Source organism: Pseudonocardia acidicola (assembly GCF_012911935.1).
GTDB classification, from domain to species: Bacteria; Actinomycetota; Actinomycetes; order Mycobacteriales; family Pseudonocardiaceae; genus Pseudonocardia; species Pseudonocardia acidicola.
The window spans coordinates 1-24,795 of record NZ_JAAXLA010000033.1 but is presented as its reverse complement, the minus strand read 5'-3'; the positions used below and the strand labels follow the sequence as shown (position 1 = coordinate 24,795).

General features: G+C 72.1%; 26 protein-coding genes and 1 tRNA gene. 15 read left to right on the top strand and 12 right to left on the bottom strand.

Going from position 1 to position 24,795, the window contains the following annotated elements; all coding sequences use genetic code 11:
• Window position 1: 1 nt before the first annotated feature.
• Window positions 2–859, bottom strand: coding sequence for an HhH-GPD family protein (locus tag HF526_RS18150; protein WP_169382678.1), 858 nt, complete (start codon window positions 857–859; stop codon window positions 2–4).
• Window positions 860–1,203: 344 nt separating this feature from the next.
• Here HF526_RS18150 and HF526_RS18145 point away from each other — a divergent pair, with 344 nt between their 5' ends.
• Window positions 1,204–2,622 carry an ammonium transporter gene (locus HF526_RS18145; RefSeq protein ID WP_169382677.1) on the top strand — a complete coding sequence of 473 codons (1,419 nt, stop codon included), beginning with the start codon at window positions 1,204–1,206 and terminating at the stop codon, window positions 2,620–2,622.
• Window positions 2,623–2,641: 19 nt separating this feature from the next.
• A complete protein-coding gene (locus HF526_RS18140; RefSeq protein WP_169382676.1) occupies window positions 2,642–2,977 on the top strand; it encodes a P-II family nitrogen regulator in 336 nt (111 codons plus the stop codon).
• 80 nt (window positions 2,978–3,057) lie between these two features.
• On the opposite strand, the gene HF526_RS18135 is transcribed toward HF526_RS18140, so the two are convergent.
• The gene (locus tag HF526_RS18135) at window positions 3,058–3,546 is read right to left on the bottom strand and encodes a beta-class carbonic anhydrase (RefSeq protein ID WP_169382675.1); all 489 of its coding nucleotides are present in this window, start codon (window positions 3,544–3,546) and stop codon (window positions 3,058–3,060) included.
• A 325-nt stretch (window positions 3,547–3,871) separates the two neighbouring features.
• Between HF526_RS18135 and HF526_RS18130 the strand changes: the two genes are divergently transcribed.
• Window positions 3,872–4,666 carry a MucR family transcriptional regulator gene (locus tag HF526_RS18130; protein WP_169382674.1) on the top strand — a complete coding sequence of 265 codons (795 nt, stop codon included), beginning with the start codon at window positions 3,872–3,874 and terminating at the stop codon, window positions 4,664–4,666.
• Window positions 4,667–4,675: 9 nt separating this feature from the next.
• Here HF526_RS18130 and radA read toward each other — a convergent pair whose 3' ends face one another.
• Both radA and HF526_RS18120 read right to left on the bottom strand, forming a co-directional pair.
• On the bottom strand, window positions 4,676–6,052 hold the full coding sequence (radA, locus tag HF526_RS18125; protein ID WP_169382748.1) for a DNA repair protein RadA: 1,377 nt from the start codon (window positions 6,050–6,052) through the stop codon (window positions 4,676–4,678).
• Window positions 6,049–6,621 (bottom strand): copper chaperone PCu(A)C domain-containing protein, encoded by a 573-nt coding sequence (locus tag HF526_RS18120; RefSeq protein ID WP_169382672.1) that lies wholly within the window; start codon window positions 6,619–6,621, stop codon window positions 6,049–6,051. Before HF526_RS18120 ends, radA begins: the two co-directional genes overlap by 4 nt.
• A gap of 280 nt (window positions 6,622–6,901) precedes the next feature.
• Here HF526_RS18120 and HF526_RS18115 point away from each other — a divergent pair, with 280 nt between their 5' ends.
• From HF526_RS18115 to rlmB, 5 genes are read left to right on the top strand one after another with little or no spacing between them, the layout of a single operon-like run.
• Window positions 6,902–7,393 carry a CarD family transcriptional regulator gene (locus HF526_RS18115; RefSeq protein ID WP_075953662.1) on the top strand — a complete coding sequence of 164 codons (492 nt, stop codon included), beginning with the start codon at window positions 6,902–6,904 and terminating at the stop codon, window positions 7,391–7,393.
• Window positions 7,394–7,440: 47 nt separating this feature from the next.
• Window positions 7,441–8,175: a 2-C-methyl-D-erythritol 4-phosphate cytidylyltransferase gene (gene ispD / locus HF526_RS18110; RefSeq protein ID WP_169382670.1), complete on the top strand. Its 735-nt coding sequence runs from the start codon at window positions 7,441–7,443 to the stop codon at window positions 8,173–8,175.
• Entirely contained in the window at window positions 8,172–8,657 is a 486-nt protein-coding gene (gene ispF, locus HF526_RS18105; RefSeq protein WP_169382668.1) for a 2-C-methyl-D-erythritol 2,4-cyclodiphosphate synthase, read from the top strand. The genes ispD and ispF overlap by 4 nt, the downstream gene beginning before the upstream one ends.
• 25 nt (window positions 8,658–8,682) lie before the next feature.
• Window positions 8,683–10,077 (top strand): cysteine--tRNA ligase, encoded by a 1,395-nt coding sequence (gene cysS, locus HF526_RS18100; protein ID WP_169382666.1) that lies wholly within the window; start codon window positions 8,683–8,685, stop codon window positions 10,075–10,077.
• A 24-nt stretch (window positions 10,078–10,101) separates the two neighbouring features.
• Window positions 10,102–11,088, top strand: a complete 987-nt coding sequence (gene rlmB / locus HF526_RS18095) for a 23S rRNA (guanosine(2251)-2'-O)-methyltransferase RlmB (protein ID WP_169382664.1) — start codon at window positions 10,102–10,104, stop codon at window positions 11,086–11,088.
• 25 nt (window positions 11,089–11,113) lie between these two features.
• On the opposite strand, the gene HF526_RS18090 is transcribed toward rlmB, so the two are convergent.
• Genes HF526_RS18090 through HF526_RS18080 form a run of 3 tightly spaced genes read right to left on the bottom strand, consistent with a single transcriptional unit; the run spans window position 11,114 to window position 13,872 of the window.
• Complete coding sequence (locus HF526_RS18090; protein WP_338051556.1) at window positions 11,114–11,971, bottom strand: metal ABC transporter permease; 858 nt, start codon at window positions 11,969–11,971, stop codon at window positions 11,114–11,116.
• Complete coding sequence (locus HF526_RS18085) at window positions 11,968–12,861, bottom strand: metal ABC transporter ATP-binding protein (protein ID WP_169382663.1); 894 nt, start codon at window positions 12,859–12,861, stop codon at window positions 11,968–11,970. Before HF526_RS18085 ends, HF526_RS18090 begins: the two co-directional genes overlap by 4 nt.
• A gap of 30 nt (window positions 12,862–12,891) precedes the next feature.
• Window positions 12,892–13,872, bottom strand: a complete 981-nt coding sequence (locus HF526_RS18080) for a metal ABC transporter solute-binding protein, Zn/Mn family (RefSeq protein WP_169382661.1) — start codon at window positions 13,870–13,872, stop codon at window positions 12,892–12,894.
• Between the two features lie 143 nt (window positions 13,873–14,015).
• Here HF526_RS18080 and HF526_RS18075 point away from each other — a divergent pair, with 143 nt between their 5' ends.
• Window positions 14,016–15,119: a LacI family DNA-binding transcriptional regulator gene (locus tag HF526_RS18075; RefSeq protein ID WP_169382660.1), complete on the top strand. Its 1,104-nt coding sequence runs from the start codon at window positions 14,016–14,018 to the stop codon at window positions 15,117–15,119.
• A gap of 22 nt (window positions 15,120–15,141) precedes the next feature.
• On the opposite strand, the gene otsB is transcribed toward HF526_RS18075, so the two are convergent.
• From otsB to HF526_RS18060, 3 genes are read right to left on the bottom strand one after another with little or no spacing between them, the layout of a single operon-like run.
• Window positions 15,142–15,912, bottom strand: a complete 771-nt coding sequence (gene otsB, locus HF526_RS18070; RefSeq protein ID WP_169382659.1) for a trehalose-phosphatase — start codon at window positions 15,910–15,912, stop codon at window positions 15,142–15,144.
• Complete coding sequence (locus tag HF526_RS18065) at window positions 15,905–17,341, bottom strand: alpha,alpha-trehalose-phosphate synthase (UDP-forming) (RefSeq protein WP_338051555.1); 1,437 nt, start codon at window positions 17,339–17,341, stop codon at window positions 15,905–15,907. Before HF526_RS18065 ends, otsB begins: the two co-directional genes overlap by 8 nt.
• A gap of 52 nt (window positions 17,342–17,393) precedes the next feature.
• On the bottom strand, window positions 17,394–18,806 hold the full coding sequence (locus tag HF526_RS18060; protein WP_169382655.1) for a threonine/serine exporter family protein: 1,413 nt from the start codon (window positions 18,804–18,806) through the stop codon (window positions 17,394–17,396).
• A gap of 131 nt (window positions 18,807–18,937) precedes the next feature.
• Between HF526_RS18060 and HF526_RS18055 the strand changes: the two genes are divergently transcribed.
• Window positions 18,938–19,010 (top strand) — tRNA-Thr (locus HF526_RS18055).
• 75 nt (window positions 19,011–19,085) lie between these two features.
• Here HF526_RS18055 and HF526_RS18050 read toward each other — a convergent pair.
• Window positions 19,086–19,565 carry a hypothetical protein gene (locus HF526_RS18050; protein ID WP_169382647.1) on the bottom strand — a complete coding sequence of 160 codons (480 nt, stop codon included), beginning with the start codon at window positions 19,563–19,565 and terminating at the stop codon, window positions 19,086–19,088.
• A gap of 191 nt (window positions 19,566–19,756) precedes the next feature.
• Between HF526_RS18050 and ectA the strand changes: the two genes are divergently transcribed.
• The 4 genes from ectA to thpD are packed head-to-tail and all read left to right on the top strand — an operon-like array spanning window position 19,757 to window position 22,911.
• The gene (ectA, locus tag HF526_RS18045; protein ID WP_169382654.1) at window positions 19,757–20,281 is read left to right on the top strand and encodes a diaminobutyrate acetyltransferase; all 525 of its coding nucleotides are present in this window, start codon (window positions 19,757–19,759) and stop codon (window positions 20,279–20,281) included.
• A gap of 8 nt (window positions 20,282–20,289) precedes the next feature.
• Window positions 20,290–21,543 carry a diaminobutyrate--2-oxoglutarate transaminase gene (gene ectB, locus HF526_RS18040; protein ID WP_169382653.1) on the top strand — a complete coding sequence of 418 codons (1,254 nt, stop codon included), beginning with the start codon at window positions 20,290–20,292 and terminating at the stop codon, window positions 21,541–21,543.
• Between the two features lie 8 nt (window positions 21,544–21,551).
• Window positions 21,552–21,995 (top strand): ectoine synthase, encoded by a 444-nt coding sequence (locus HF526_RS18035; RefSeq protein ID WP_169382652.1) that lies wholly within the window; start codon window positions 21,552–21,554, stop codon window positions 21,993–21,995.
• Window position 21,996: 1 nt separating this feature from the next.
• Window positions 21,997–22,911 carry an ectoine hydroxylase gene (gene thpD, locus HF526_RS18030; protein ID WP_169382651.1) on the top strand — a complete coding sequence of 305 codons (915 nt, stop codon included), beginning with the start codon at window positions 21,997–21,999 and terminating at the stop codon, window positions 22,909–22,911.
• A gap of 59 nt (window positions 22,912–22,970) precedes the next feature.
• Here the strand turns inward: thpD and HF526_RS18025 are convergent, their stop codons facing one another.
• Window positions 22,971–23,762, bottom strand: coding sequence for a GDSL-type esterase/lipase family protein (locus HF526_RS18025; RefSeq protein WP_169382650.1), 792 nt, complete (start codon window positions 23,760–23,762; stop codon window positions 22,971–22,973).
• Window positions 23,763–23,892: 130 nt separating this feature from the next.
• Here HF526_RS18025 and HF526_RS18020 point away from each other — a divergent pair, with 130 nt between their 5' ends.
• On the top strand, window positions 23,893–24,594 hold the full coding sequence (locus HF526_RS18020; protein ID WP_169382649.1) for a DUF3159 domain-containing protein: 702 nt from the start codon (window positions 23,893–23,895) through the stop codon (window positions 24,592–24,594).
• Window positions 24,595–24,795 lie beyond the last annotated feature (201 nt).

The window sequence follows — 24,795 nt, the reverse complement described above, 5'->3', positions numbered from 1 at the left end:
CTCAGGCCGGGAGGGCGAAGCGGCCGTCGTCGAGCTGCTCGGCCAGCCCGTCGACGAGCAGCGAGTCGAGGCAGCGGTCGCGCTGCGCGGCGTCGGACCAGGCTGCGTCGAGCGCGGCCTTCTCCACCGGGGCCGCCGCGCCGCGCAGCACGTCGAGCAGCCGGCCGCGGACCTGCCGATCGGTCCCGGCGAACGCCTGCGGCGCCTTGCGCGGCCCGGTGTACTCCGGGCGTCCCGCGTTCTGCCAGGCGCAGCCGGCCCGCAGCGGGCAGACCTCGCAGCGCGGCGACCGGGCCGTGCACACCACGGCGCCGAGCTCCATGAGCGCGGCCGACAGCGTCGCCGCGGTGGGCTCGTCGGGTGGTAGCAGGGCCTCGACGTCGGCCAGGTCGGCGCGTGCCCGGGCCGGCCCGGCGTCGCCGCGGCCGTGCACCGCGCGGGCGACCACTCGCCGCACGTTCGTGTCGACGACGGGGCAGCGCTTGCCGTAGCCGAACGCCGCGACGGCCCGCGCGGTGTAGGAGCCCACCCCGGGCAGCGACTCCAGCACGTCCACATCGGACGGGACGACGTCCGTGTGCTCGGTGGCGATCACCGCGGCGGCCTGGTGCAGGCGCAACGCGCGCCGCGGATAGCCGAGCTTGCCCCAGGCGCGCAGCACGTCGGCCCGGGACGCCGCGGCCAGCGCCGACGGCACCGGCCAGTCGGCCATCCACCGCAGCCAGACCGGTTCGACCCGGGCCACCGGCGTCTGCTGCAGCATGAACTCGCTGACCAGTACCCCCCACGGCGTGGTCTCCGGTCGCCGCCACGGCAGGTCCCGTGCGGTCGCTGCGAACCATGGCACCAGGGGATGCATCGGCGTCACGATCGGGCAGTATCCCTCATGGCCGGACACGTCCGATCCCGCCCGGTCTCGGGGCATTCTCGGTCCGGCTGCCGGATAGGGGTTATCTCACGTTGTCCCGAAATGTTACCGGAGTTTTCACGCATAGCGTGACCAATCGTTTCCCGGTGCCACCGCGTGTGGCCTGGGAAAGCCTCACCTGAGTGCGGCAGAGTTAACCCCACGGTCACCCGCGATAACGCTCGTGCAACAGCAGGCGCGCACGCTTTTTACCTGCTCCCCTGGTCAGGCAGGAGATGATCGCGACGGGCCCCTCCGGGTACCGCCGTGATCGCACGGCAGGAGGGTTGCCGGAAATGGTTCCGTACCCCGATTGGCTCAACGCCGGAGACAACGCCTGGCAACTCGTCGCGGCCACCCTGGTCGGGCTGATGAGCATTCCGGGTATCGCCGTTCTGTACGGCGGGATCGTCCAGCGGAAGTGGGCGGTGAACACCATGATCATGGCGTTCACCGGCTTCTCCCTGGTGCTGCTGGTCTGGGTTCTCTGGGTGTTCAAGATGGGGTTCGGTGAGCCGCTGAAGCTGGGCCCGGGCATCCTGGCCGGTGTGGTCGGCAAACCCGGCCCCATCCTCGGTTCCGGCACCCAGCAGCAGGCGGTGATCCCGCTGCTCGACGGCCAGATGCCGGCCTTCCGCTTCCCGCAGTCCACGCTGGCCTACTTCCAGTTCGTCTTCGCGGGTATCACGCCGCTGCTGTTCCTCGGCAGCGTCGTCGGACGGATCAACTTCAAGGTATGGCTGATCTTCGTTCCGCTGTGGTCCACGCTGGCCTACTCGGTCAACGCGTTCCTGCTCTGGGGCGGCGGCTGGTGGGCGCAGCAGGGTTCCCTCGACTACAGCGGCGGCTACGTCATCCACCTCGCGGCGGGGACCTCGGGGTTCGTCGCCGCCGCGGTGATCGGCCCGCGGCTGGCCCGGGACCGGGCCCGCGCGGTGCCCAACAACCTGCCGATGGCCGCCGCCGGCGCCGGCCTGCTGTGGCTCGGCTGGAACGGCTTCAACGGTGGGGACCCCTACTTCGCCGGCGCCGACGCCGCCACGGCAGTGCTCAACACGAACCTCGCCACCGCGACGGCCGTGCTGGCCTGGGTCGTCCTGGACATGCTGTTCGGGGTCGACCACAAGCCGACGTTCCTCGGCGGGATCAACGGCATGATCACCGGCCTGGTCGCGATCACCCCGGCCGCCGGGTACGTGAACGGGCTCGGTGCCCTGCTCATCGGCCTGATCGCGTCGTCGCTGGTCTGGTTGTCCTGGAACAAGCTGTCCACGGTGCGCCCGTTCAGCAAGGTCGACGACGCGCTTGGCGTCGTGTACACCCACGGCGTCGCGGGTCTCTGCGGCGGCCTGCTCGTCGGGTTCCTGGCCGACCCGCACATCATCGTCTACCTCGGCCGGAACGGGACGCCGGACGTCTCCTACACCGGCCTGCTCTACGGCAATCCGAAACAGTTGCTCGTGCAGGCCGGCGCGGCGCTGACGATCATCGTCTGGGACGCGTTGATCACATTCCTGATCCTGAGGTTCCTCGGGCTGTTCATGAAGCTGCGGCTGCCCGACCCGGTCCTGGAGGTCGGCGACGTCGGTGTGCACGACGAGGAGGCCTACCCGCAGGACACGCTCATCGGTGCGTCCGTCGGGTCCGGTTCGGGGATCCAACCGGCGCCCCCGGTGGCGGCTGCGGTGGCCGAACCCCGGAAGACGCCGACCTGACCGGTGCGGGGCGACGATCGTGAAGCTGGTCTCGGCGGTGATCGCGCCGGAGCGGTTCGCCGCGGTCCGGGAGGCGCTGCGCACCTTCGCCGATCTGGGGCTGACGGTCACCGAGGTGTTCGAGCGCGACCGGTCCGGCCGACACGAGGAGGTCTACCGCGGCCGGCACGTCCAGGTCGACGTGTCGCCGGGCGTGCGGATGGAGATCGTGGCCCCGGACGGCGACGCGGCGGATCTCGTGCACATCATCGCCAGGGTGGCCGCCGGGCAGCCCGGCGACGGCCGGGTGTGGGTCTGCCCGGTCGAGGCGATGGTCCGTGTCCGCACCGGCGAACGCGGCGTGGACGCTCTCTGACCCCGGCCCCCGGTGCCATCAGGGTGGCTTTGCCGGCGTTGAGTACCGGCAAAGCCATCCCGATGCGGGCGGGGGAGGGGTTAAGGGACTTCGTTGAGTTTGCCGGTTGCGACGTCGAACACGAATCCGCGGATCGAGTCCTTGTGCGGGACGAACGGGTTGGCCTTGATCCGCGCGATGGACTGGCGGACGTCGTCGTCGAGGTCGGAGAACGCCTCGACGGCCCACTCCGGCTTGATGCCGGTCTCGGCCTGGACCGATTGCTTGAAGCCGTCGTCGGTGAAGGTCAGCATGCCGCAGTCGGTGTGGTGGATCAGGATGATCTCGCGGGTTCCGAGCAGCCGCTGGCTGATGGCCAGCGAGCGGATCTCGTCGTCGGTGACCACGCCGCCGGCGTTGCGGATGACGTGGGCCTCGCCCTCGTCGAGGCCCAGGATGCGGTAGACGTCGAGGCGGGCGTCCATGCACGCCACGACGGCGACGTGCTTGGCGGGCGGCAGCGGCAGCGGGCCGGAGAAGGTCTCGGCGTACCGGGCGTTGTTGGCGAGCAGTTCGTCCGTGACGGACATGGGTGGCTCCCGATCGAAAGGGGAATGCCGCGAGCGGGCGCCCACGACATGTGGAACGCGCAGGCCGTCGGCCGGGATCTGAGGAAGGCCTTCGGCGCGCTACGGGGCCGAGCGACAGAACTCGTCGAACTGCATGATGCGGCGGCTGGGCCAGAAGGGTTCGGGCCGCATGCGCATCACGGCATGAGTGAACCGCGGCGGGAACGAAGGGGGCAAGGGCCCGCTTCCGGCTGCTCCACCACACGGGTGGTTCGGGTCGCATCCGCCGCGGCGCGCCGGGCGAGCTTCCGCAACTTGTAGTAATCAAGAATCTACGCTGCGTGACATGTGGGAGCCGGTCGGACCGCTGCCCGCGTCCGTGTACTGGCGACGGCGCTGGGTCGCCCTCGCGGTCGTCATCGTGGTGTTCATGGTGTTCGGCTGGTCCTTCGCCGCGCTGACCGCACCCTCGAGCGACGACGCGGCCGAGGCTGCCACCACCCGGCCGGCCAGCCGCGCAGCCATGACCGAGGCCGCACCCGACCCGGCCACCTCCGCGACGGCGGCGCCGTCGGCATCCGGCACACCGGTCGTCTCGACGAGCCCCGGCACCCAGAGCCCGGACCCCTCGCAGACGGGGCAGCCGGACACGACACCGCCGACCGACGAACAGGTCCGGCCCGACGACACCCCCCGTCCGCCCGTGGCGGTCCCGCCGTCGCTGCCGGTGCCCGCCACCGGGCCGGTGCCCTGCGCCGACGACATGCTCACCGTCGCCGCCGAGATCGACCGGCCCGACCACAAGGTCGGCGACCGGCCGGTGCTGCGGCTGGTCGTCACCAACGTCAGCGACCAGCCGTGCGTGCGCGACCTCGACGGTTCGCAGCAGGAGATCGTGGTGTGGAGCGGCGACGGGGCGACCCGGCTGTGGTCGAGCAACGACTGTGTCAACCCGGCCAGCACCGACCTGCGCACCCTCGTGCCTGGCCAGCCGGTGGCGTTTGCGGTGACCTGGTCGGGCAAGACCTCGAATCCCGGCTGCACCGCGCCCCGCAGGCAGCTGCCGGCGGGCGCCTACCGGGTGGTGACCCGGCTGGCCCAGATGGTCAGTTCGCCGACCCCGTTCCTGCTGATGAACTGACCGCGGCGTTCAGCGGGCGCGGATGCTGTCGAGCACCAGCGCCACGTCCCCGACCTCCTGGATCCGCATACCGTTGGGCTTGACCCCGCAGTCCGGCGGCACCAGGGCCCGGGTGAAGCCCAGCCGGGCGGCCTCCGCGAGGCGACGCTGCACCCCGGACACCCGGCGCACCTCGCCGGCCAGCCCGATCTCGCCGAGCACGACCAGGTCGGGCGGCAGGGCGAGGTCGCGCTTGGCGGAGGTGATCGCCAGCGCGAGCGCGAGGTCCGCGGCCGGTTCCAGCACCCTCATCCCGCCGACCGTCGCGGTGAACACCTCGGCGTCGTGCAGCCGGATCCCGGCCCGACGCTCCAGCACGGCGAGCAGCATCGCGACCCGGGCGCTGTCCAGCCCGCTGACCGCGCGCCGCGGGCTGGCGATGTCCTTGCCGGCGACGAGCGCCTGTACCTCGGCCAGCAGCGGCCTGCGGCCGTCCATCACGACCGTCACCGCGGTCCCCGGCACGACGGCCTCCCGGGAGGCGCCGAAGCGGGCCAGGAACAGCCCGGACGGATCGGGAAGGCCGACGATGCCTTCGTCGCGCAACTCGAAACAGCCGACCTCGTCGGCCGGGCCGAACCGGTTCTTCACCCCGCGGACCATGCGCAGCGTGGAGTGCTTGTCGCCCTCGAACGAGAGCACGACGTCGACGAGGTGCTCGAGGACCCGCGGCCCGGCGATGGACCCGTCCTTGGTCACATGACCGACGAGGATCACCGGCAGGCCGCGCTCCTTGGCGAGCGCGGTCAGCGCGACGGTGACGGCACGGACCTGGGTGACGCCGCCGGTGGTTCCCTCGGCGTCCGCGGTCGTCATGGTCTGCACCGAGTCGACGACCAGCAGGTCGGGTTTCACCGTGTCCAGGTGCCCGAGGATGGCCCCGAGGTCGGATTCCGCGGCCAGGTAGAGCTCGTCGTGCACGGCCCTGGTGCGCTCGGCGCGCAGCCGGACCTGTCCCGCGGACTCCTCGCCCGTGACGTACAGCACACGGCCGCGGGCGGCCGTCTTCGCGGCGACCTCGAGCAGCAGCGTGGACTTCCCGACGCCGGGCTCGCCCGCCAGCAGCACCACCGCACCGGGCACCAGCCCGCCGCCGAGCACCCGGTCGAGCTCCTCGACGCCGGTGGGGCGGGCCCGCGCGGTGTCGAGCTCGACCTCGCCGATGCGCCGCGCGGGCGTGCTCGGGGCCCCCGCGGCCACCCGTTTCGTGCCGCGGGCAGGGGCGGCGTGCTGTTCGAGGCTGCCCCAGGCCTGGCAGGCCGGGCAGCGCCCGACCCACTGTGCGGCCTGGTGTCCGCACTCCGCGCAGCGGTACCCGACGCGCGGAGTTCGGCTACGACCGGTCAGTGGCCCGCGCCCGTGCTCTCGGCCGCCGGCTGGTCGCGGCGGGCCTCCTCCTCGGTGCCGACTGGCAGATCGACGGTGACGTCACCGGCCCGCTGGAAGGTCAGCGTCACCGGGTAGGTCAGGCCGGGCCGGATGTCGTCGCGCAGCCCCGAGATCGTGAACTGCACCTGGTTCGAGTTCGGGAGCGGGACCTTGATCTGGTTGCCGGACACGAGCAGGTGCTGGCCGGGCAGCTCGGTGTCGCCCTGCACCTGGACCGTGCCCACGCTGCTCGTGGCCGCGATCAGCCGGTCGGCCTGGTCGGACTCGTTGACGATGGTCAGCGCGACCGGAGCGGTGCCGCCGCGCGGGTACACCGCGGCCGACGGCGCTGTGCCGATCGGGAACTCGATCTGCGCATTGCGCACCGAGATGTGGCCGACCGCGACGTTCGCGCCGGCGACGGCGGGGACCTGGTCGGCGGTCTGGGAGATCTGCCCGGCGCCGCAGCCGGCGAGCCCCACCGTCCCGATCATGGCGCCGATCAGGACGGCGGCTCGGATCGGGCGGAAGCGCGAGGTGCGGCTCACGGGTCTGGCGTCCTTCCTGCCGGTCGGTTCCGCGCGGAGCGCGGCCCGGTGCGGTGGGGGCGGTGCAGTGCTCGGATGGTCGTGGTGGTGACCTGCAGTAAGCGTAGTCGCGCCGCTCGCGGGGGCGGCAACGTGGCTCCCGGTGCGGGAGCGGGATACGCCCGCCCTGCACGTTTCCTGTCGGTTGTCAACCCCCTGACCTGCGACGACGGTCCCGGCCACCGCGCGGTCAGTGGCCCTGACGTGTTAACCTGGGTGCAGCGAAAGGGGCAGAGGACACATGGTTTTCAAGGTCGGAGAGACCGTCGTCTACCCGCACCACGGTGCCGCTCTCATCGAGGCCATCGAGACTCGGACGATCAAGGGTGAGGAGCGCAAGTACCTCGTCCTCAAGGTCGCCCAGGGTGATCTCACGGTGCGTGTTCCCGCAGAGAACGCCGAGGTCGTCGGCGTCCGTGATGTCGTGGGCCAGGAGGGTCTGGACCGGGTCTTCGAGGTGCTGCGTGCGCCGCACACCGAGGAGCCGACCAACTGGTCCCGGCGGTACAAGGCGAACCTGGAGAAGCTCGCTTCCGGCGATGTGAACAAGGTCGCCGAAGTGGTGCGTGATCTGTGGCGCCGCGAGAAGGACCGCGGGTTGTCCGCGGGCGAGAAGCGCATGCTGGCGAAGGCGCGGCAGATACTGGTCAGTGAGCTCGCGCTGGCCGAGGGCACCGACGAGGAGCGCGCCGAGGTCCTCCTCGACGAGGTGCTCGCCACCGCGACGGCCTGACGATCGGCTGATCGCCCGACCCGGATCCGAAGTCCCGGGCTTCCCGTATGAGTGTCGTGGCGGTCGTCCCTGCCGCGGGTTCCGGAGTACGCCTCGGGGCCGCTGTCCCGAAGGCCTTCGTGTCCCTCGGTGGGGTACCCATGCTGGTACGTACCGTCGACGGGCTGCTGGACTCCCGCGTGGTGGACCGGGTGATCGTGGCGGCCCCGGCGGACCAGGTCGGCACGGCCCGGTCGTTGCTGGCCGGGCGCCCGGTCGTCGTGCTCGCGGGCGGGGCCGACCGGACCGAGTCGGTGCGCTGCGCGCTGCGCGCGATCGGCCGGGTGACCGAGGACGCCCACGGTGGTGAACGAGCCGCCGGCTCCCCGGGTGGCGGCCGGGAGTCGCAGGTCGACACGGTGCTCGTGCACGATGCCGCGCGCCCGCTCACTCCGCCGGAGCTGACCGCGGCCGTGGTCGCGGCCGTCCGGTCCGGACACCCCGCCGTCGTGCCGGCGCTCCCGCTCGCCGACACCGTCAAGCAGGTCGACGGTGACGGCAGGGTGCACGGCACGATCGACCGCTCGGTGCTGCGTGCGGTGCAGACCCCGCAGGGCTTCAGCTACGACGTGCTGCGCCGGGCCTACGCCGCGGCGACGTCCGCGGCGACCGACGACGCCGGGTTGGTCGAAGCCCTCGGCGAGCCGGTGCACACGGTCCCGGGGCACGCGTCGGCGTTCAAGGTGACGACGCCGTGGGACCTCGAACTGGCCGAGCTGCTGCTCAGGCGGAGGACATCGTGAGGGTCGGTGTCGGTACCGACGTGCATCCGGTCGAGGCCGGCCGGCCGTGCTGGATCGCCGGGCTGCGCTGGGACGGTGCCGACGGCTGCGCAGGCCACTCCGACGGCGACGTCGCCGCGCACGCGCTGTGCGACGCGTTGCTGTCGGCCGCCGGCCTGGGCGACCTGGGCGCGGTGTTCGGCACCGGCCGCCCGGAGTGGTCGGGAGCGAGCGGCGTGACGTTGCTGACCGAGGTCCGCAGGCTGCTCGCCGAGGCCGGCTGGACGGTGGGCAACGCCGCCGTGCAGGTCATCGGCAACGCTCCGAAGATCGGCACCCGGCGAGCGGAGGCCCAGCGGGTGCTCTCCGATGCCGTCGGCGGACCGGTCGCGGTCTCGGGAACCACCACGGACGGGCTCGGGCTCACCGGCCGCGGCGAGGGCATCGCCGCGGTGGCGACGGCGCTGCTGATGCCGACTGTGACGGCCGACGATTCTGCCTGACCAGGGAGTCCGTAGTCTAGGAAGAGTGAGCTTGCGCCTTTTCGATACCGCTACCAGGGAGCAGCGTGACTTCGTCCCGCTGCGGGCCGGGGCCGTGTCGATCTACGTCTGTGGCGCCACGGTGCAGGGCCTTCCGCACATCGGCCACGTCCGCAGCGGGCTCAACTACGACGTGCTGCGCCGTTGGCTCGCCTACAGCGGCTTCGACGTGACGCTCGTGCGCAACATCACCGACATCGACGACAAGATCCTCCGCAAGGCCGCCGAGGCGGGCCGGCCGTGGTGGGAGTGGGCGGCCACCCACGAGCGTGCGTTCGCGGCCGCCTACGACGCGCTGGGCTGCCTGCCGCCGTCGATCGAGCCGCGGGCCACCGGGCACGTGCCGCAGATGGTCGAGCTGATGCAGCGGCTGATCGACGCCGGGCACGCCTACGCCGCCGGCGGCGACGTCTACTTCTCGGTGCGCTCCTTCCCGGAGTACGGCGCGCTGTCGCGGCAGAAGGTCGACGACGTCGCGCAGGGTGAGAGCGAGGCCGGCGCCAAGCGCGACCCGCTCGACTTCACGCTGTGGAAGGCCGCCAAGCCCGGCGAGCCGTCCTGGGAGACGCCGTGGGGCCGCGGCCGGCCCGGCTGGCATCTGGAGTGCTCGGCGATGGCCACCACCTACCTGGGCGCGGAGTTCGACATCCACGGCGGCGGCCTCGACCTCGTCTTCCCGCACCACGAGAACGAGCAGGCCCAGTCGCACGCCGCCGGGGACGGGTTCGCCCGCTACTGGCTGCACAACGCCTGGGTGACCATGGGCGGCGAGAAGATGTCCAAGTCGCTGGGCAACACGCTGTCCATCGACGCGCTGCTGCGCCGGGTCCGCGGCGTCGAGCTGCGCTACTACCTGATCGGCCCGCACTACCGTTCGGCCATCGAGTACTCCGACGCGGCGCTGAGCGAGGCCGTTGCGGCCTACCGGCGCATCGAGTCGTTCCTGCACCGCGTCCGCGAGCGGGTCGGTGAGCCGGGCGTCGACGCCGAGGTGCCCGCCGACTTCGCCGCCGCGATGGACGACGACCTGGGCACGCCGGGCGCGCTCGCCGTCATCCACCGCACGGTGCGCGAGGGCAACGCCGCGCTCGACGCGGGCGACCGGGCCGCCGCCTCGGCCGCCGCCTCGGCGGTGCGCGCGATGACCGGTGTGCTGGGGATCGATCCGCTCGACCCGCGCTGGGCCGGCGGCGACCGGGCCGACGACGCCGCCGTGGCCGCGCTGGGCACCCTCGTCGACGAGCTGCTCGCCCAGCGCCAGCAGGCCCGGGCCCGGCGCGACTTCTCCACCGCCGACCAGATCCGCGACCGGCTGCTGGCCGCCGGGATCTCCGTCGAGGACAACCCGGACGGCCCGACGTGGTCGCTCAAGGATGCTTAACAGCGTGAACAGCAGGGACGTGTGATGGCCGGCAATTCCAAGCGCCGCGGTGCGATTCGCAAAGAAGGCACGAAGAAGGGCGCGGTCGCCGGATCCGGTGGGCAGCGCCGTCGTGGGCTGCGGGGCAAGGGCCCCACGCCGCCGGCCGAGATGCGCCCGGGCCACCCGGCCGCGCGCAAGGCGGCCCGGGACGCCAAGGCCGCGGCGAACAAGTCGGGCGGCCGCCCCGCGGTGGCCGGCTCGCGGCGCCGTCCGGGTGACGGCGAGACCGCGGAGACGGTGCTCGGCCGCAACCCCGTCGTCGAATGCCTGCGCGCCGGGGTGCCGGCCACAGCCCTGTACGTCGCGATCGGCACGACGGCCGACGAGCGGATCTCCGAGGCGGTGCACCTGGCCGCCGACGCCGGTATCTCCATCCTGGAGGTCCCGCGCAACGACCTGGACCGGCTCTCCGGCGGCGCGCTGCACCAGGGTGTCGGGCTGCAGGTTCCGGCCTACTCCTACGCGCACCCCGACGAGCTGCTGGAGGCGTCGGCGGACTCCGGGCAGCCCGCGCTGATCGCGGCGCTGGACGGCGTGACCGATCCGCGCAACCTGGGTGCGGTGGTGCGCTCGGTGGGTGCGTTCGGCGGGCACGGTGTGGTCGTCCCCCAGCGCCGCGCCGCCGGCATGACCGCGGTGGCCTGGCGGGCGTCCGCGGGCACCGCGGCCCGCGTGCCGGTGGCGATGGCGACCAACCTGACCCGGACGCTGCGCGAGTACGCCACCGCGGGGCTGATGATCGCGGGCCTGGACGCCGAGGGCGACGTGTCGCTGGACGACTTCGAGCTCGCCACCGATCCGCTGGTGCTCGTCGTCGGCTCGGAGGGCAAGGGGTTGTCCCGGCTGGTCAAGCAGACCTGTGACGTGACCGTATCGATCCCGATGGCGGGCGCGGTGGAATCGCTCAACGCCGCGGTGGCCACCGGTGTGGTGCTGGCCGAGGTGGCGCGGCGGCGCCGGCAGCGCTGAGCCCGGCCTGACGCGGCCGGCGGCCTCAGGCGCGTGCCGGGGCCCGTCGGCGCAGCCGGCCGACGAGCCGGCAGACCAGGTAGCACACGAAGGCGATCGCGGCGACGTAGCCGGACACGGGCAGGCCGGGCGCGAGCGACAGCACGGTGCCGCCGACCAGCGCCAGCTCTGCGAACAGCACGGCCAGCACCGTCGCCAGCACCGGGCTCGCCGTCACCCGGGCCGCCGCGGCCCCGGGCGCGATCATCACGGCGAGCACCAGGATGGCGCCGACGATGGGCACCGCGAGGGCGGTGGTCAGCCCGATGAGCACGGCGAAGACAAGGGACAGGAACCGGACCGGGACGCCCCGGGCGAGCGCGACGTCCGGGTCGGTGCTGGCGAACAGCAGCGGCCGGTACAGCACCGCGAGCACCGCGATGACCAGCACCGCGACCACCCCGAGCACCCACAGGTTCGTCGAGTCGACCGACACGATCGAGCCGGTGAGCAAGCCGAACTTGTTCGAGGCCCGGCCGCTGTAGAGCGCGAGCAGCAGCACCCCGAGCCCGAGCCCGAAGGCCAGCACGACACCGATCACCGAGTCGCGCTCACGCTGGCGCAGCCCGAGCAGCCCGAACACCAGGCCGGCGACCACGGCGCCGGCGACGGCGCCCACCCCGACGCCGATGCCGATCAGCAGCGCCGCGGCGCCGCCGGTGAAGGCGAGCTCGGCGGTGCCGTGCACCGCGAACGCCATGCCTCTGGCCACGATCAGCGGGGCGAGTGCGCCGGCCACCAGTCCGAGCACGGCGCAGGCGATCAACGCGTTCTGCACGAACGGCAGCGCGAGCAGCTGGCCCGTGCCGTCGAAGGTGAAGATCCTGCTGAGGATGCCGGTCACGCCGGTTCCCCTTCCGTGGCGCCGGACTCCGCGTGCTCGGGATGCCGGCACCCGTCCTCCGCGCCCACCACGACCAGCCGGCCGCGCACCCGCAGGACGTCGACCTCGGTGCGGTACAGCTCAGAGAGCACCTCGGAGGTCATGACCTCGTCGGGGCGTCCGATCCGGAACCGGCCGTCGACCAGGTAGAGCACCCGGTCCACCAGCGGCAGCACCGGGTTGATCTCGTGTGTGACGAACACCACAGCGGTGGACGCCGAGCGCCGCCGGGCGTCGATCAGCCGGGTCACCGTGCGCTGGTGGGCGAGATCCAGCGAGAGCAGCGGCTCGTCGCAGAGCAGCACGCTCGGGTCGCCGACCAGGGCCTGGGCCACCCGGAGCCGCTGCTGCTCGCCGCCCGAGAGCCGGCCCACCGGGGCCCCGCCGTAGGCGGTGCCGCCCACCGCGGCCAGTGCCGCGTCCACGCGCGCCCGGCGCTGCTCGCGCCGGCGTAGCCCGATGCCGAGCCGGTGCCCGTCGAGGCCGAGCCCGACCAGGTCGCGGCCGCGCAGCGGCAGGTCGGGGTCGAGGGCCTTCTGCTGCGGGATGTAGCCGATGGCGGGGCTGCCCCGCCGCGGCGGCCGGCCCGAGATCCGGACCTCACCCGCCGACAGCGGGAGCAGCCCGAGCAGCACCCGCATCAGCGTGGTCTTGCCGGAGCCGTTCGGGCCCAGGACCGCGACGAACTCGCCGGGCGCGATCTCGAGGTCCAGGCCGTCCCAGAGAGTGCGGGCCCCGAAGCTGAGGCGGGCGCCGCGCAGCGAGACCGCGCTCGTGCCCGGCGCGTGCTGCGGGACCGGGGCGACCGGTGGGCCGGTCAGGTCGGTGCTGCGCCCGGTGACGGTGCTCATGGGGGCCGTTCCCTCCTGTCGGTCGTCTCGTCAGCTGTGGTTCAGGGCGCCGGCCAGGGCGTCGATCTGGTTGCCCATCCAGGTGGCGTAGTCGTTGACGCCGGCGGGCAGCGTTTCGGTCACCTCGACGACCGGAACGTTGGCCGCCGTGGCTGCCTGCCTGACCTGGTCGGTGGTCGGGGTCTGGGTCTGGGCGTTGAGCACCAGTGCGTGGACCGGGTTCGAGGTGAACAGCGCCAGGGTCTGCTCCAGCACGGCTGCGGGCGGGTCGGTGTCGGTCTCGACGGCGTGCGCGAACTCCTCCGGTGTGGCGTCGGTCAGACCGGCGGCCTCGAGCAGGTAACCGGGCACCGGCTCGGTCACCGCGACCCGGGTGCCGGAGTGCGCGGCCTTGATCGCGTCGACCTTCTGCTGCAGACCGTCGATCTTCGCGGTGAACGCGGCGGCGTTGGCGGTGAACTCGGCCGCGTGCGCGGGGTCGGCCTTGCCCAGGTCGGCGGCGAGCTGGCCGGCGAGCTTCTTCACCGTCGGGAGGCTGTACCAGACGTGCTCGTTGAACTCGCCGTGATCGTGTCCGTCCGCGGGGGAGTGGCCGGTGGCGGTCGCCGCGGCCGGCTGCAGCCCGGACAGCTGCACGACGTCGATCACGGTGCGGTCGCCGCCGGCCGACGAGGTCAGGCGGGACATGAAGTCGTCGTAGCCGCCGCCGTTGAGCACGACGATCCGCGCGTTCGTGACGGTGGCCGCCTCGGCCGGGGTGGCCTCGTGGGAGTGCGGGTCGGCGGTCGGGTCGTTGATGATCGACGACACCTTCACCTTGTCGCCGCCGACCGCCGAGGCGATGGCACCGTAGACGTTCGTCGACGTGGCGACGGTGACGGCAGCTCCGGGCGTGGTGCCAGGGGCGGCGGTGTCCGTCGACGCGCCACAGCCGGTGAGCGCCAGCGCGAGGGCGGCGAACCCGGCCGCGGCGGTGCCGAGCCGGAGGCGTCGCAATGACCCCAGAGACATGGACTTCAGGCTCCTGATATCAGTGAATGCGCATGGTTACATTGATAACCGTTGTCGATTCACTCTAGCGTGTGGTCGAGCCGACGGAGCGCCGAGCGGGGCGAGACTTCCGCCTCGGGAGCCCGGACGGTTAGGTTCTGAGGATGTCCGGGCCCCCGAACATCCGCCGGCCGGCGACCCTGGCCTCGCTCGCCGCCGAACTCGGCGTGTCGCGGACGACGGTCTCCAACGCCTACAACCGGCCCGACCAGTTGTCCGCCCCGCTGCGCGCCCGGGTCCTCGAAGCGGCCCGGCGGCTGGGTTACCCCGGCCCGGACCCGGTCGCCCGCTCGCTGCGCACGCGACGGGCCGGTGCGGTCGGGCTGCTGCTCACCGAGGCGCTGTCCTACGCGTTCCGGGACCCGGTGGCGACCGGGTTCCTCGAAGGTCTGGCGCTGGCCTGCGAGCGGGCCGGCCAGGGCCTGCTTCTGGTGCCGGCGAGCCCGGAGCACGAGGACGTGACGGCCGTGCACCAGGCCGGGGTCGACGGCTTCGTCGTCTACTCCGTGCGCGAGGACGACCCGCACTTCCTGGCCGTGCTGCAGCGGCCCGTGCCCACCGTCGTGTGCGACCAGCCGGTCGGGGTCGAGGGCGTCGACCGGGTCGGCGTGGACGACCGGGCCGCCATGCTGGGGATGGCCCGGCACGTCACCGCGCTCGGCCATCGGCGCGTCGGCGTGCTGTGCATGCGGCTCGGGGCGCAGCGCAGCGACGGCCCGGCGTCCGAGGCCCGGCAGGCCGCGGCGACCTACCCGGTGCAGCGGGACCGGCTCGCCGGGCTTCGCGACGGGCTCGCCGAGGTCGGGGTCAGCTGGTCCGAGGTGCCGGTGCACGAGCGGTTCGAGCACTCCGTCGACGCCGGGGAGGCGGCGGCCGCCGAGCTGCTGACCGCACACCCCGAGATCACCGCGATCGTCTGTACGTCCGACATCCTCGCGCTCGGGGCGCTGCGCTACGCCGTCCAGCGCGGCCTCGCGGTGCCCGACGACCTCACGATCACCGGCTTCGACGGGGTGCCGGAGGGCGGCCGGGCCGGGCTCACCACGGTCCGCCAGCCGGTCCGGGAGAAGGGCCGGGCGGCCGGCGAGCTGCTCCTCGAGCGCGGCGACCGCAACCGGCCGCGGCAGGTCATCCTGCCCACCGAACTGGTCATCGGGACGACGAGCCGCGAGCCGCGCGTCGCGCAGCGGTTCTTCTCCGGGTGGTGAGCGGGCCCACCGATCGACGCCGCTAGCCCGCGCCGCGCAGTGTCAGCAGCCGCTCGAGCACGGCCACCATCTCCTCGGGCCCGGCCACCCGGTGCCCGGCGGCGGTCTCGCCGTCACCGACCTTGATGCCGACGTCGCCGGGGCCCAGCCGGGCGAAACCGGTCTCGTCGGTGACGTCGTCACCGGCGAAGAGCACCACGTCCGCGCCCACCCGCTCGCGCAGCACGTCGATCGCCGCGCCCTTGCTCACCTGCAGCACGGCCAGATCGATGACGGCCTTGCCCTCGGTCGGTTCGATCCCGGGCCAGGAGGCGGGCCCGGAGCGGACCGCGTCGAGCACCCGGGCGCCGGTCGCCGGGTCGGCGTTGCGCACGTGCACCGCCACCCCGGCCGGCTTGTGCTCCAGCGCGACCCCGGCGGCGCCGTCGACCAGCCCGCGCAGCGCCACGGCCAGCTCGTCCTTGAGCGCCTGCTGCTCGTCGTCCAGGAGAGAGCCGCCGTCACCGCCGGAGAACTCGCCGCCGTGGCTGCCCACCATGCGCACCGGGGCGCCGAACCCGGACACGGCCGCCAGGTCCGCGAGCCCGCGCCCGGAGACCAGCGCCACCGTGGTGCCGGGCAGCCCGGTGAGCGCGTTGATCGCGCGGGTCGCCCCGGGCAGCGGCCGGGCCGCAGCCGGGTCGGACACGATCGGCGCGAGCACGCCGTCGAAATCGAGGGTCACGAGCAGCCGGGGTGCGGCCGCCAGTTCGGTGAGCGCGATGTCGAGCCCGGCGTCCAGCGGGTCAGTCACGGTCGGCGCCCACCGGCTCCGGCATGCCCAGCGCGCCGAGGAACGAGCGTGCCCAGCGGTCCACGTCGTTGGTCATCACCTGACGGCGCAGGGCCCGCATCCGCTTGCGCCCCTCCTCGGGGGAGATGGTGAGCGCCTCGTACAGCGTGTTCTTGACGCCGTCGGTGTCGTGCGGGTTGACCAGGAACGCCTGGGTCAGCTCGCCCGCTGCGCCGGCGAACTCCGAGAGCACCAGCGCGCCGCCGAGGTCGTGCCGGCACGCGACGTACTCCTTGGCGACCAGGTTCATCCCGTCGCGCAGCGGGGTCACCAGCATGACGTCGGCGGCCAGGAAGAACGCGGCCAGCTCGTCGCGGGGCAGTGACTGGTGCAGGTAGTGCACGGCGGGGTGCCCGACCCGGGCGAACTCCCCGTTGATCCGGCCGACGCTCTGCTCGATGTCGTTGCGCATCTTCTGGTAGTGCTCGACGCGTTCCCGGCTCGGGGTGGCCAGCTGCACCATGACGGTGTCGTCGGCGCTGACCCGGCCCTCCTCGAGCAGCTCGTGGAACGCCAGCAGCCGGACGTCGATGCCCTTGGTGTAGTCCAGCCGGTCGACGCCCAGGACGATCTTGTCGGGGTTGCCCAGGTCGGCCCGGACCTCGGCGGCGCGCTTGCGCACGGCGTCGCTGCGGGAGAGCTGGTCGAGCGCGGCGGAGTCGATGGAGATCGGGAACGCGCCGATCCGCACCGGCCGCCCGTCGACGGTGATCTCGTTCCGGTTGCTGCCCGCGCCGGCGCCGGCCAGCCGGGTGGCCAACCAGCGGAAGTTGCGCACGCCGCCGGGGGTGTGGAAACCGACGAGGTCGGCGCCGAGCAGCCCCTGGACGATCTCCCGGCGCCAGGGCAGCTGCATGAACAGCTCGGTCGGCGGGAACGGGATGTGCAGGAAGAAGCCGATCCGCAGGTCGGGACGCAGCGCGCGCAGCGCCGCCGGCAGCAGCTGCAGCTGGTAGTCCTGGATCCAGATCGTCGCGCCCTCGGCGGCGACCTCGGCGGTGGCCTCCGCGAAGCGCTGGTTGACCCGCACGTAGGCCTGCCACCAGTGCCGGTGGAACGCCGGTGGCGCGACGACGTCGTGGTAGAGCGGCCAGAGCGTGCCGTTGGAGAAGCCCTCGTAGTACTCCTCGACCTCCTGCGCGGACAGCCGGACCGGATGCAGCTGCAGGCCGTCCTCGACCAGCGGCTGCACGTCGGCGTCGGCGAGCCCGGGCCAGCCCACCCAGGCGCCCTCCCGGCTGCGCAGCATGGGCTCCAGCGCGGTCACCAGGCCGCCCGGGCTGCGCTTCCAGCGCTCGCTTCCGTCGGGCAGTTTCTCCAGGTCGACGGGCAACCGGTTGGCCACCACCACGAACTCGGCCTTGGGGGAATCGGTACTGCCGGCGGTCACTGGTCCTCCTCGCACCGCGGGCCGGAGACGCCCGCGAACCCGACGAATGAGCCTACTGCCGCTCGTCGTCCGGTGCGGGGTCAACGATCGCGGATCTGCGCCGCGGCCGGGTCACGAACTCGCCGAGTGCCACGCCCGCGGCGATCGCCAGGCCGATCGCCAGCGCGATCGTCACGGTCACCAGTCCTTCGGACAGGCCTTCGACCGCGAGCTGGTAGAAGCCGCGGTAGGCGGTCAGACCGGGCAGCAGCGGGGTGATACCGGCCAGCGTCACCACGAGCGAGGGCACCTCGCCGCGGCGACGCAGCAGGCCGGCCGCGAGCCCCACGATGGTGGCCGCCGCGGCCGTGGCGGCCACCGGGCCGACACCGGCGTACTGGGCGAGCGGCGCGTAGGTCCCGTAGCCGGCCGCCCCGGCGAGGCCGGCGACCGCCAGCGAGCGCAGCGGGGCGTACCCGGCGAGGGCGTAGGCGGCCGCGGCCGCCGCGCTGGCGGCGAGCGAGACCCCGAACCGGCCTGCCCCACCGGGCAGGTCGCCGGCCACCTCGAGCGCGACGCCGACCTGGAAGCCCAGCTTCAGGCCCAGGACGACGCCGGTGAGCAGGCCGGCCGACAGCAGGGCGATCTCCACGACCCGGCCGGCCGCGGTGACGTAGTAGCTGGAGATCGCGTCCTGCACCGTGCCGACCACGGACAGCCCGGACAGCAGCACGGTGATCCCGGCTGCGACGACGAGCGACGGCCGGGTGCCCGGCGGGAACAGGCCGGCGGCGAGCAGGGCGACGGTCGCCATGGTGGCCAGCAACCCGCCGACCACCTGCTGGAAGAACGCCGGCAGCCCCCACCGGTTGAGCAATCGCCCGGTCCGGTCGATCAGCGCGGTGACGATGAACGCAACGGTCGCCGTCAGCGGCCCGGCGCCGAGCAGCACGGCGATGGACCCGGCGAGCCCCGCCCAGCCCGCGGTGGCGACCCAGCGTGGGTACGGGTGCGGGGCTTCGGTGGCCGCGGACAGCTCCGTCGAGGCGGCACGCACGTCCAGCCGGCCGGCCTCCAGTTCGGCCACGATGCGGCTGACGGCGGCGAGCCGGGTGAGGTCCAGGGAGCGGTAGCGGATCAGGCGCATCGACGTCACCGGTGCCGCGGCCATGCCCCGGTGGCAGCACATCGTGATCGAGGTGAACGTGATGTCCACGTCGACCGCGGACAGGCCGCACGCCGAGGCCAGCCGCAGCATCGTGGCGGTGACCTCGTCGACGCTCTCCCCGCTGGACAGCAGCACCTCGCCGACCCGCATGCAGAGATCGAGCACCTGCTGTACACGGGCGTCGTCGGGCACCTCCGGCCCGACCATCAGCATCGGCAGCGTCGGCGGGCCGGCGGCGAGCAACCGGCGGGCGTCGCGGCGCAGCGCTCCGCGCAGCCGCCGGGTCATGCGTTCGGCGGGAGTGTCTCCGGTGGCCATGTCTCAGCCCGTTCCCCACGGCCGGTGGCCGGTCCGGGCGATCATGTCGGTGATCCGCGGGGCCATACCGGCCAGGGTAAGGGCGGCCGTTCGCACTACGATGCAGTGGATCGCGTTCGTTCGCGGGGCCCGCCGGTGTAGCTCAGTTGGTAGAGCAACCGCCTTGTAAGCGGTAGGTCGTCGGTTCGAGTCCGACCACCGGCTCCGTCTGAACAGCAGTTTTGGCTGGATGAGCCCGGTCCGTGAGCCGGACGTGGCATCAAACGTGGTGTGAGAGCTCTAGATCATGGCGTGGCACGCCGCTCCGCCGCCGGAGATGTCGCCCTGGACGTCCTCCGGCCAGGCCGGCTGCACGAGATTGACCGACGCGGTAAGCGTGATCTCGATTCCGACGCCCATGAGGAACAGGCCGGGGATGTAGCTCCGTTCGTAGGCGCCGCCCGCCAGCTCTTCGAGGAGGTCGCAGACGTCGCCATCGGCGGTGGTGAGCCGCAGGCCGGTGGTTCGTTGCAGCCGGGCGACCTCGATCAGGCCGAGTGAGCGCTGCGCGTATTCGGGGAAGACCCCGGCCAGGAACAGGGCGCCGTCGCCGATGCGCCGCCGGATGCCCGGCTGTTCCGGGACCGGCACGGTCCCGAGCAGGGCGGCCAGGCGTGGCAGGTCCAGCTCGTCCCACCGCTGCCGTCGCCTCGGCCTGATCGTCGTGGGCCTGGGCCGCCGGCTCGCGCGAGGTAACCTTCGTGCGCGACCGAACGTCACCGCTGCCACCGTTCACCCGACGGATCGTCCGCGCTCGGCGACTCGATGATCACGAAAAATGGGGGCATAGGTTTCCCGCTTTTCGATTCGTTAAACGTGGTCGTGGACCACGTCACAGAATCGGATAGTTTTCGCAGGTCAGCGGCTGCCGTCGATGCAATTCTGCGGGCTGCCTGTTACGTTCAGTCAACATGATCGCACCCGAGGCCGCGACCGCGGACCCGCCGAGTATCCCGCCCGAGGTGTCGGTCGCGCATCCGAGTGTCGACGACGGCGTCGACATGTGGCGCCTCGCCGCCGAGTCCCAGGTACTGGATGTGAACTCCCGGTACGCGTACCTGCTCTGGTGCCGGGACTTCGCCGCGACCTCCGTGATCGCGCGCCTGGACGGCGCCGCGGTCGGCTTCGTGACCGGCTACCGCCGGCCCGACGAGCCCGGCACGCTGGTGGTCTGGCAGGTCGCGGTGGATGCGGCGGCGCGTGGGCACGGGATCGCCGGGCGGATGCTGGACACCCTGTTCGACGGCGTCGACGGCGTCGACCACCTGGAAACCACGATCACTCCGGACAACGAATCGTCCGTGCGGCTGTTCACCTCGTTCGCCGGACGCCGCGAGGCCCACCTCACCCGGTCGGAGCTGTTCAGCGGCGACCAGTTGGGTGGCGGACACGAGCCCGAGTTTCTCTACAGAATCGGCCCGATAAAGCAAGGATGAGGCACGCCATGACCATCTTCGAGGATCTGGAGTCCGAGGTCCGGAGCTACTGCCGAAGCTGGCCGGTGGTGTTCGACACCGCCGTCGGCAGTCGACTGACCGACGTCGACGGCAACAGTTATCTGGACTTCTTCGCCGGCGCCGGCGCGCTCAACTACGGGCACAACCCGCCGGCGCTGAAGAAGCCGCTGATCGAGTACCTGCAGCGGGACGGGATCACCCACGGCCTGGACATGTACACCCGGGCCAAGGGGGAGTTCCTGAAGACCTTCCGCGAGAAGGTCCTGGCGCCGCGCGGGCTGGACTACAAGGTGCAGTTCCCCGGTCCGACCGGGGCGAACGCGGTGGAGTCCGCGTTGAAGCTGGCCCGGAAGATCTCCGGCAAGGAAGCAATGATCAACTTCACCAATGCGTTCCACGGCATGACGCTGGGTGCGCTGTCGGTGACCGGCAACTCGATGAAGCGTGGCGGCGCGGGGGTGCCGCTGGTGCACGCCACGCCGATGCCCTACGACAACTACTTCGACGGCAAGGTGCCGGATTTCCTGTGGTTCGAGCGGGTCCTTCAGGACCAGGGTTCGAGCCTGAACGAGCCGGCCGCGGTCATCGTGGAGACCGTGCAGGGCGAGGGCGGCATCAACCCGGCCCGTATCGAGTGGCTGCAGGGGCTGGCCGAGCTGTGCCGCCGGCACGACATCCTGCTGATCGTCGACGACGTGCAGATGGGCGTCGGGCGCACCGGCCCGTTCTTCTCCTTCGAGATCGCGGGCATCGAGCCGGACATCGTCTGCATCTCCAAGTCGATCTCCGGGTACGGGCTGCCCATGGCGTTGGTGCTGATCAAGCCGGAATACGACCAGTGGGGTCCCGGTGAGCACAACGGCACCTTCCGTGGCAACAACCCGGCGTTCGTGACCGCCACCGCGGCGCTGCGGGAGTACTGGTCCGACGATGCGCTGGAGCGCTCGACGCTGGCCAAGGGGGAGCGGGTCGAGGAGGCGTTCAACAAGATCGCCGCGGACACCCGTACCGCCGAGGTCACGGTGAAGGGTCGTGGGCTGGCTCGCGGCCTGCAGTTCGCCGACGCCGACCTGGCGGGCAAGGTCTGCGCCGCGGCGTTCGAGCGCAGGCTGCTGATGGAGACCTCCGGGCCCTCGAGCGAGGTCATGAAGGTCCTTCCGCCGCTGACCATCACCGACGACGAGCTGGAGGAGGGCCTGGCGGTCATCGCCGAGTCCGTCCGCAGCGTGACAGGGAGCTGAGAGAACCGATGATCGTCAGGACTCTCGACGAGATCACCGACACCGAGCGCGACGTCAAGACCCCGAACTGGCGCAGCAAGCGCATCGTGCTCGCGGGCGACGGCGTGGGCTTCTCGGTCCACGAGACCGTGCTCGAGGCCGGCACGGTGAACGACTTCTGGTACGCCAACCACATCGAGGCCGTCTTCATCACCGAAGGTGAGGGCGAGCTCTACGACAAGGACAACGACGTCACCTACCGGTTGGCGCCCGGCTCGATCTACGTGCTGAGCGGCAACGAGAAGCACCAGGTGCGTCCGAAGACGCAGATGCGTACCGTCTGCGTCTTCAACCCCCCGGTCACCGGGCGGGAGGTGCACGACGAGAACGGCGTGTACCCCTTGATCACCGAACCGACCGTCGCCACCACCACTGCGTCCGGAAAGGCAGAGACACAGAAGGAGGCATCCTGAGATGACAGCCGTCATCGGCAGCGAGACCCAGACGAACGACCGCTACTACACCCGGGTGTCCGACACGCCCGCGCTGATCGAGCGGGCCGAGCCGACGGTGTGGGGCGATCATGCCAGCGCGGGAATGCTCGGTGCGCAGGAGCTCGCCGCGCACGAGCGCGACGGCTTCGTCACGATCCCGCAGCTGCTGACGCCTGACGAGGTGGCCGGCTACGCCGCCGAGCTGGACCGGCTTGCGACCGACCCGACGGTGCGTGCGGACGACCGCACGGTGATCGAGAAGACCTCGAACGAGGTCCGCTCGATCTTCGAGGTGCACCGCATCAGCGAGGCGATCGGGAGGCTGGTCGCCGATGAGCGGGTGGCCGGCCGGGCCCGGCAGATCCTCGGCTCGGACGTCTACGTGCACCAGAGCCGGATCAACTACAAGCCGGGTTTCGGTGGAGGCGGTTTCTACTGGCACTCGGACTTCGAGACCTGGCACGCCGAGGACGGCATGCCGGTCCCGCGGGCGGTGAGCATCTCGATCTCGCTGACCGAGAACTACCCGCACAACGGGTGCCTGATGATCATGCCGGGCTCGCACAAGACGTTCGTCTCGTGCGTGGGGAAGACCCCTGAGGACAACTACAGGGAGTCGCTGAAGGAGCAGGAGATCGGCACGCCGGACCAGGACAGCCTCACGGCGCTGGCCAACCGGCACGGCATCTCCATGCTGACCGGCGCGGCCGGATCGGCGACGTTCTTCGACTCCAACTGCATGCACGGGTCGGGCAGCAACATCACGCCCTACCCGCGGTCGAACATCTTCATCGTGTTCAACAGCGTGGAGAACACGCTCGTCGAGCCGTACTACGCGCCCAAGCGGCGCCCTGAGTACATCGGCGCCCGGGATTTCACCCCGGTGTCCCGATGATCGCTTGACGCACTGACAGCGGCGGCCCCACCCGGATCCGGGTGGGGCCGCCGTCGTCGTCAGAGCGCCGGGTGGGAGCCGTCCAGCGGGAACAGCGGCGCCAGCTCGGGCCGCTTCGGCACGTAGCCGTCGCCGGTCTGCCGGCCCGACAGCCGTCCTCGGACATAGGGCATCACGTAGTCGCGCACCCAGCGCAGGTCCTCCTGCTGGCGGTGCCGCCACGGGGCGGGCTCGGCGGCGGGCCACGGCGTCCGCCAGTCCTCGGCGACGGGCTCGCCCAGCACCTCGAGCACCCGCAGCGCGACGCGCTCGTGCGCATCGGGCGTCAGATGCAGCCGGTCACGTCCCCACGCCCGCGGGTCGGCCAGTACGTCCATCGCCCACAGGTCCACGACCCGGCAGCCGTGCCGCTCCGCGCTGGCCCGCATCATCTCGTTGAAACAGGCCACCCGGCCGCGCAGCCGGCGCAGCAGCAGGTGCATGCGGCCGAGGTCGAACCCGGTGAAGATGAGCACCTCGGCGCCGGTCGCGACCAGCCGGCCCAGCGCCCGGTCGAAGCGGGCCGCCAGCTCGTCGGTGTCGCACTGGAACCGGATGATGTCGTTGCCGCCCGCGCAGAACGTGATGAGGTCGGGATCGAGCTGCTCGGCCACCGGGATCTGGTCCTCGACGACCTGGTCCAGGAGCTTGCCGCGGACCGCCAGGTTCGCATAGGAGAATCCGGGCCTGCCGACGGCGAGCCGCTCGGCCACCCGGTCCGCCCAACCGCGCGGCGACCCGTCGGGATGCCAATCGTCGAGGCCCTCGGTGAAGCTGTCGCCGACGGCGACGTAACTGGTCAAGGCATCCACAGCGACAGCCCCTTTCGTTCACGTCACTGTCACCCGTCGGACGGGCGATCATCGCTCCAGGATCACCTACCGCAGCCGGTATGCGCCAGTGGTGGTGATCTGATTGCAGTGATAGGGCACCCTTGCCTGTGTGACCGGGTCCGAGCCGCGCCCCGCGGGGCCGCCACCGACTGCAGAGCCGACGTTGCGCGAGATCCTGGGTGGACGCGGCGGCGCCGTGGACGCCTCGGTGCCGGTCGCCGCGTTCGTGGCGGCCTGGCTGCTCGCCGACGGGCTCACGGCGGCGCACGCGGTGGCCTGGGGCGCGGCGGCCGCGGTGCTGGCCGGCGTGGTGGTCGCGGGCGTCCGGCTCGCGGCCGGACGGCGGGTGGGGGCGGTGCTGTTCGGCCTGCTCGGGGTGGCGGTCGCGGCGCTGGTCGCGCTCCGCACCGGCCGCGCGGTGGACTTCTTCCTGGTCCAACTCGTGACCAATGCCGCCAGCGCGCTGGCCTGGGCGGTCTCCATCGTGGTGCGCTGGCCGCTGCTCGGGATCATCGTGGGCACCGCGCTGCGGCAGCGCACCCGGTGGCGCCGCGACCCCGACCTGCTCCGCGGCTACCAGCGCGCGAGCTGGGTGTGGGTGGGCCAGTACCTCGTCCGGCTCGCCGTGTTCCTGCCGCTGTACTTCGCCGACGCCGTGGTCGCGCTCGGGGTCGCCCGCCTCGTGCTGACCTGGCCGTTGATCGTCCTGTGTGTCGGGTTGTCCTGGCCGGCGCTGCGTACGGCGCTGCCGCCCGGGCATCCGGGCCTGCTGCACCCGCAAGGGGTTGGGGATACTCCGCAGGGCCGCTAACATCGCGCGTTCGACCACGAACGAGTGAGTGTGCTCACTTTGAGTGATCGATTGGTGCGATTCCTCGATCATCCACGTTCACACGGGTGAGATCTCGCCCCGATGCGACCGTGACCAGGAGACCATGCGGTACCAGCAGACGCCTCGCCAGCAGCCCCAGCGCCCGCAGTCCCCGAGCCCGCAGTCCCCGCGCTCCCAGCC

Coding starts and splice junctions, on each gene's coding strand:
- HF526_RS18035 (WP_169382652.1), top strand. CDS start 21,552: ATGATCGTCAGGACTCTCGACGAGATCACCGACACCGAGCGCGACGTC.
- HF526_RS18075 (WP_169382660.1), top strand. CDS start 14,016: ATGTCCGGGCCCCCGAACATCCGCCGGCCGGCGACCCTGGCCTCGCTC.
- HF526_RS18085 (WP_169382663.1), bottom strand. CDS start 12,861: ATGAGCACCGTCACCGGGCGCAGCACCGACCTGACCGGCCCACCGGTC.
- HF526_RS18080 (WP_169382661.1), bottom strand. CDS start 13,872: ATGTCTCTGGGGTCATTGCGACGCCTCCGGCTCGGCACCGCCGCGGCC.
- HF526_RS18130 (WP_169382674.1), top strand. CDS start 3,872: ATGTGGGAGCCGGTCGGACCGCTGCCCGCGTCCGTGTACTGGCGACGG.
- ispD (WP_169382670.1), top strand. CDS start 7,441: ATGAGTGTCGTGGCGGTCGTCCCTGCCGCGGGTTCCGGAGTACGCCTC.
- HF526_RS18115 (WP_075953662.1), top strand. CDS start 6,902: ATGGTTTTCAAGGTCGGAGAGACCGTCGTCTACCCGCACCACGGTGCC.
- HF526_RS18060 (WP_169382655.1), bottom strand. CDS start 18,806: ATGGCCACCGGAGACACTCCCGCCGAACGCATGACCCGGCGGCTGCGC.
- thpD (WP_169382651.1), top strand. CDS start 21,997: ATGACAGCCGTCATCGGCAGCGAGACCCAGACGAACGACCGCTACTAC.
- ectB (WP_169382653.1), top strand. CDS start 20,290: ATGACCATCTTCGAGGATCTGGAGTCCGAGGTCCGGAGCTACTGCCGA.
- rlmB (WP_169382664.1), top strand. CDS start 10,102: ATGGCCGGCAATTCCAAGCGCCGCGGTGCGATTCGCAAAGAAGGCACG.
- HF526_RS18150 (WP_169382678.1), bottom strand. CDS start 859: ATGCATCCCCTGGTGCCATGGTTCGCAGCGACCGCACGGGACCTGCCG.
- ectA (WP_169382654.1), top strand. CDS start 19,757: ATGATCGCACCCGAGGCCGCGACCGCGGACCCGCCGAGTATCCCGCCC.
- HF526_RS18135 (WP_169382675.1), bottom strand. CDS start 3,546: ATGTCCGTCACGGACGAACTGCTCGCCAACAACGCCCGGTACGCCGAG.
- HF526_RS18145 (WP_169382677.1), top strand. CDS start 1,204: ATGGTTCCGTACCCCGATTGGCTCAACGCCGGAGACAACGCCTGGCAA.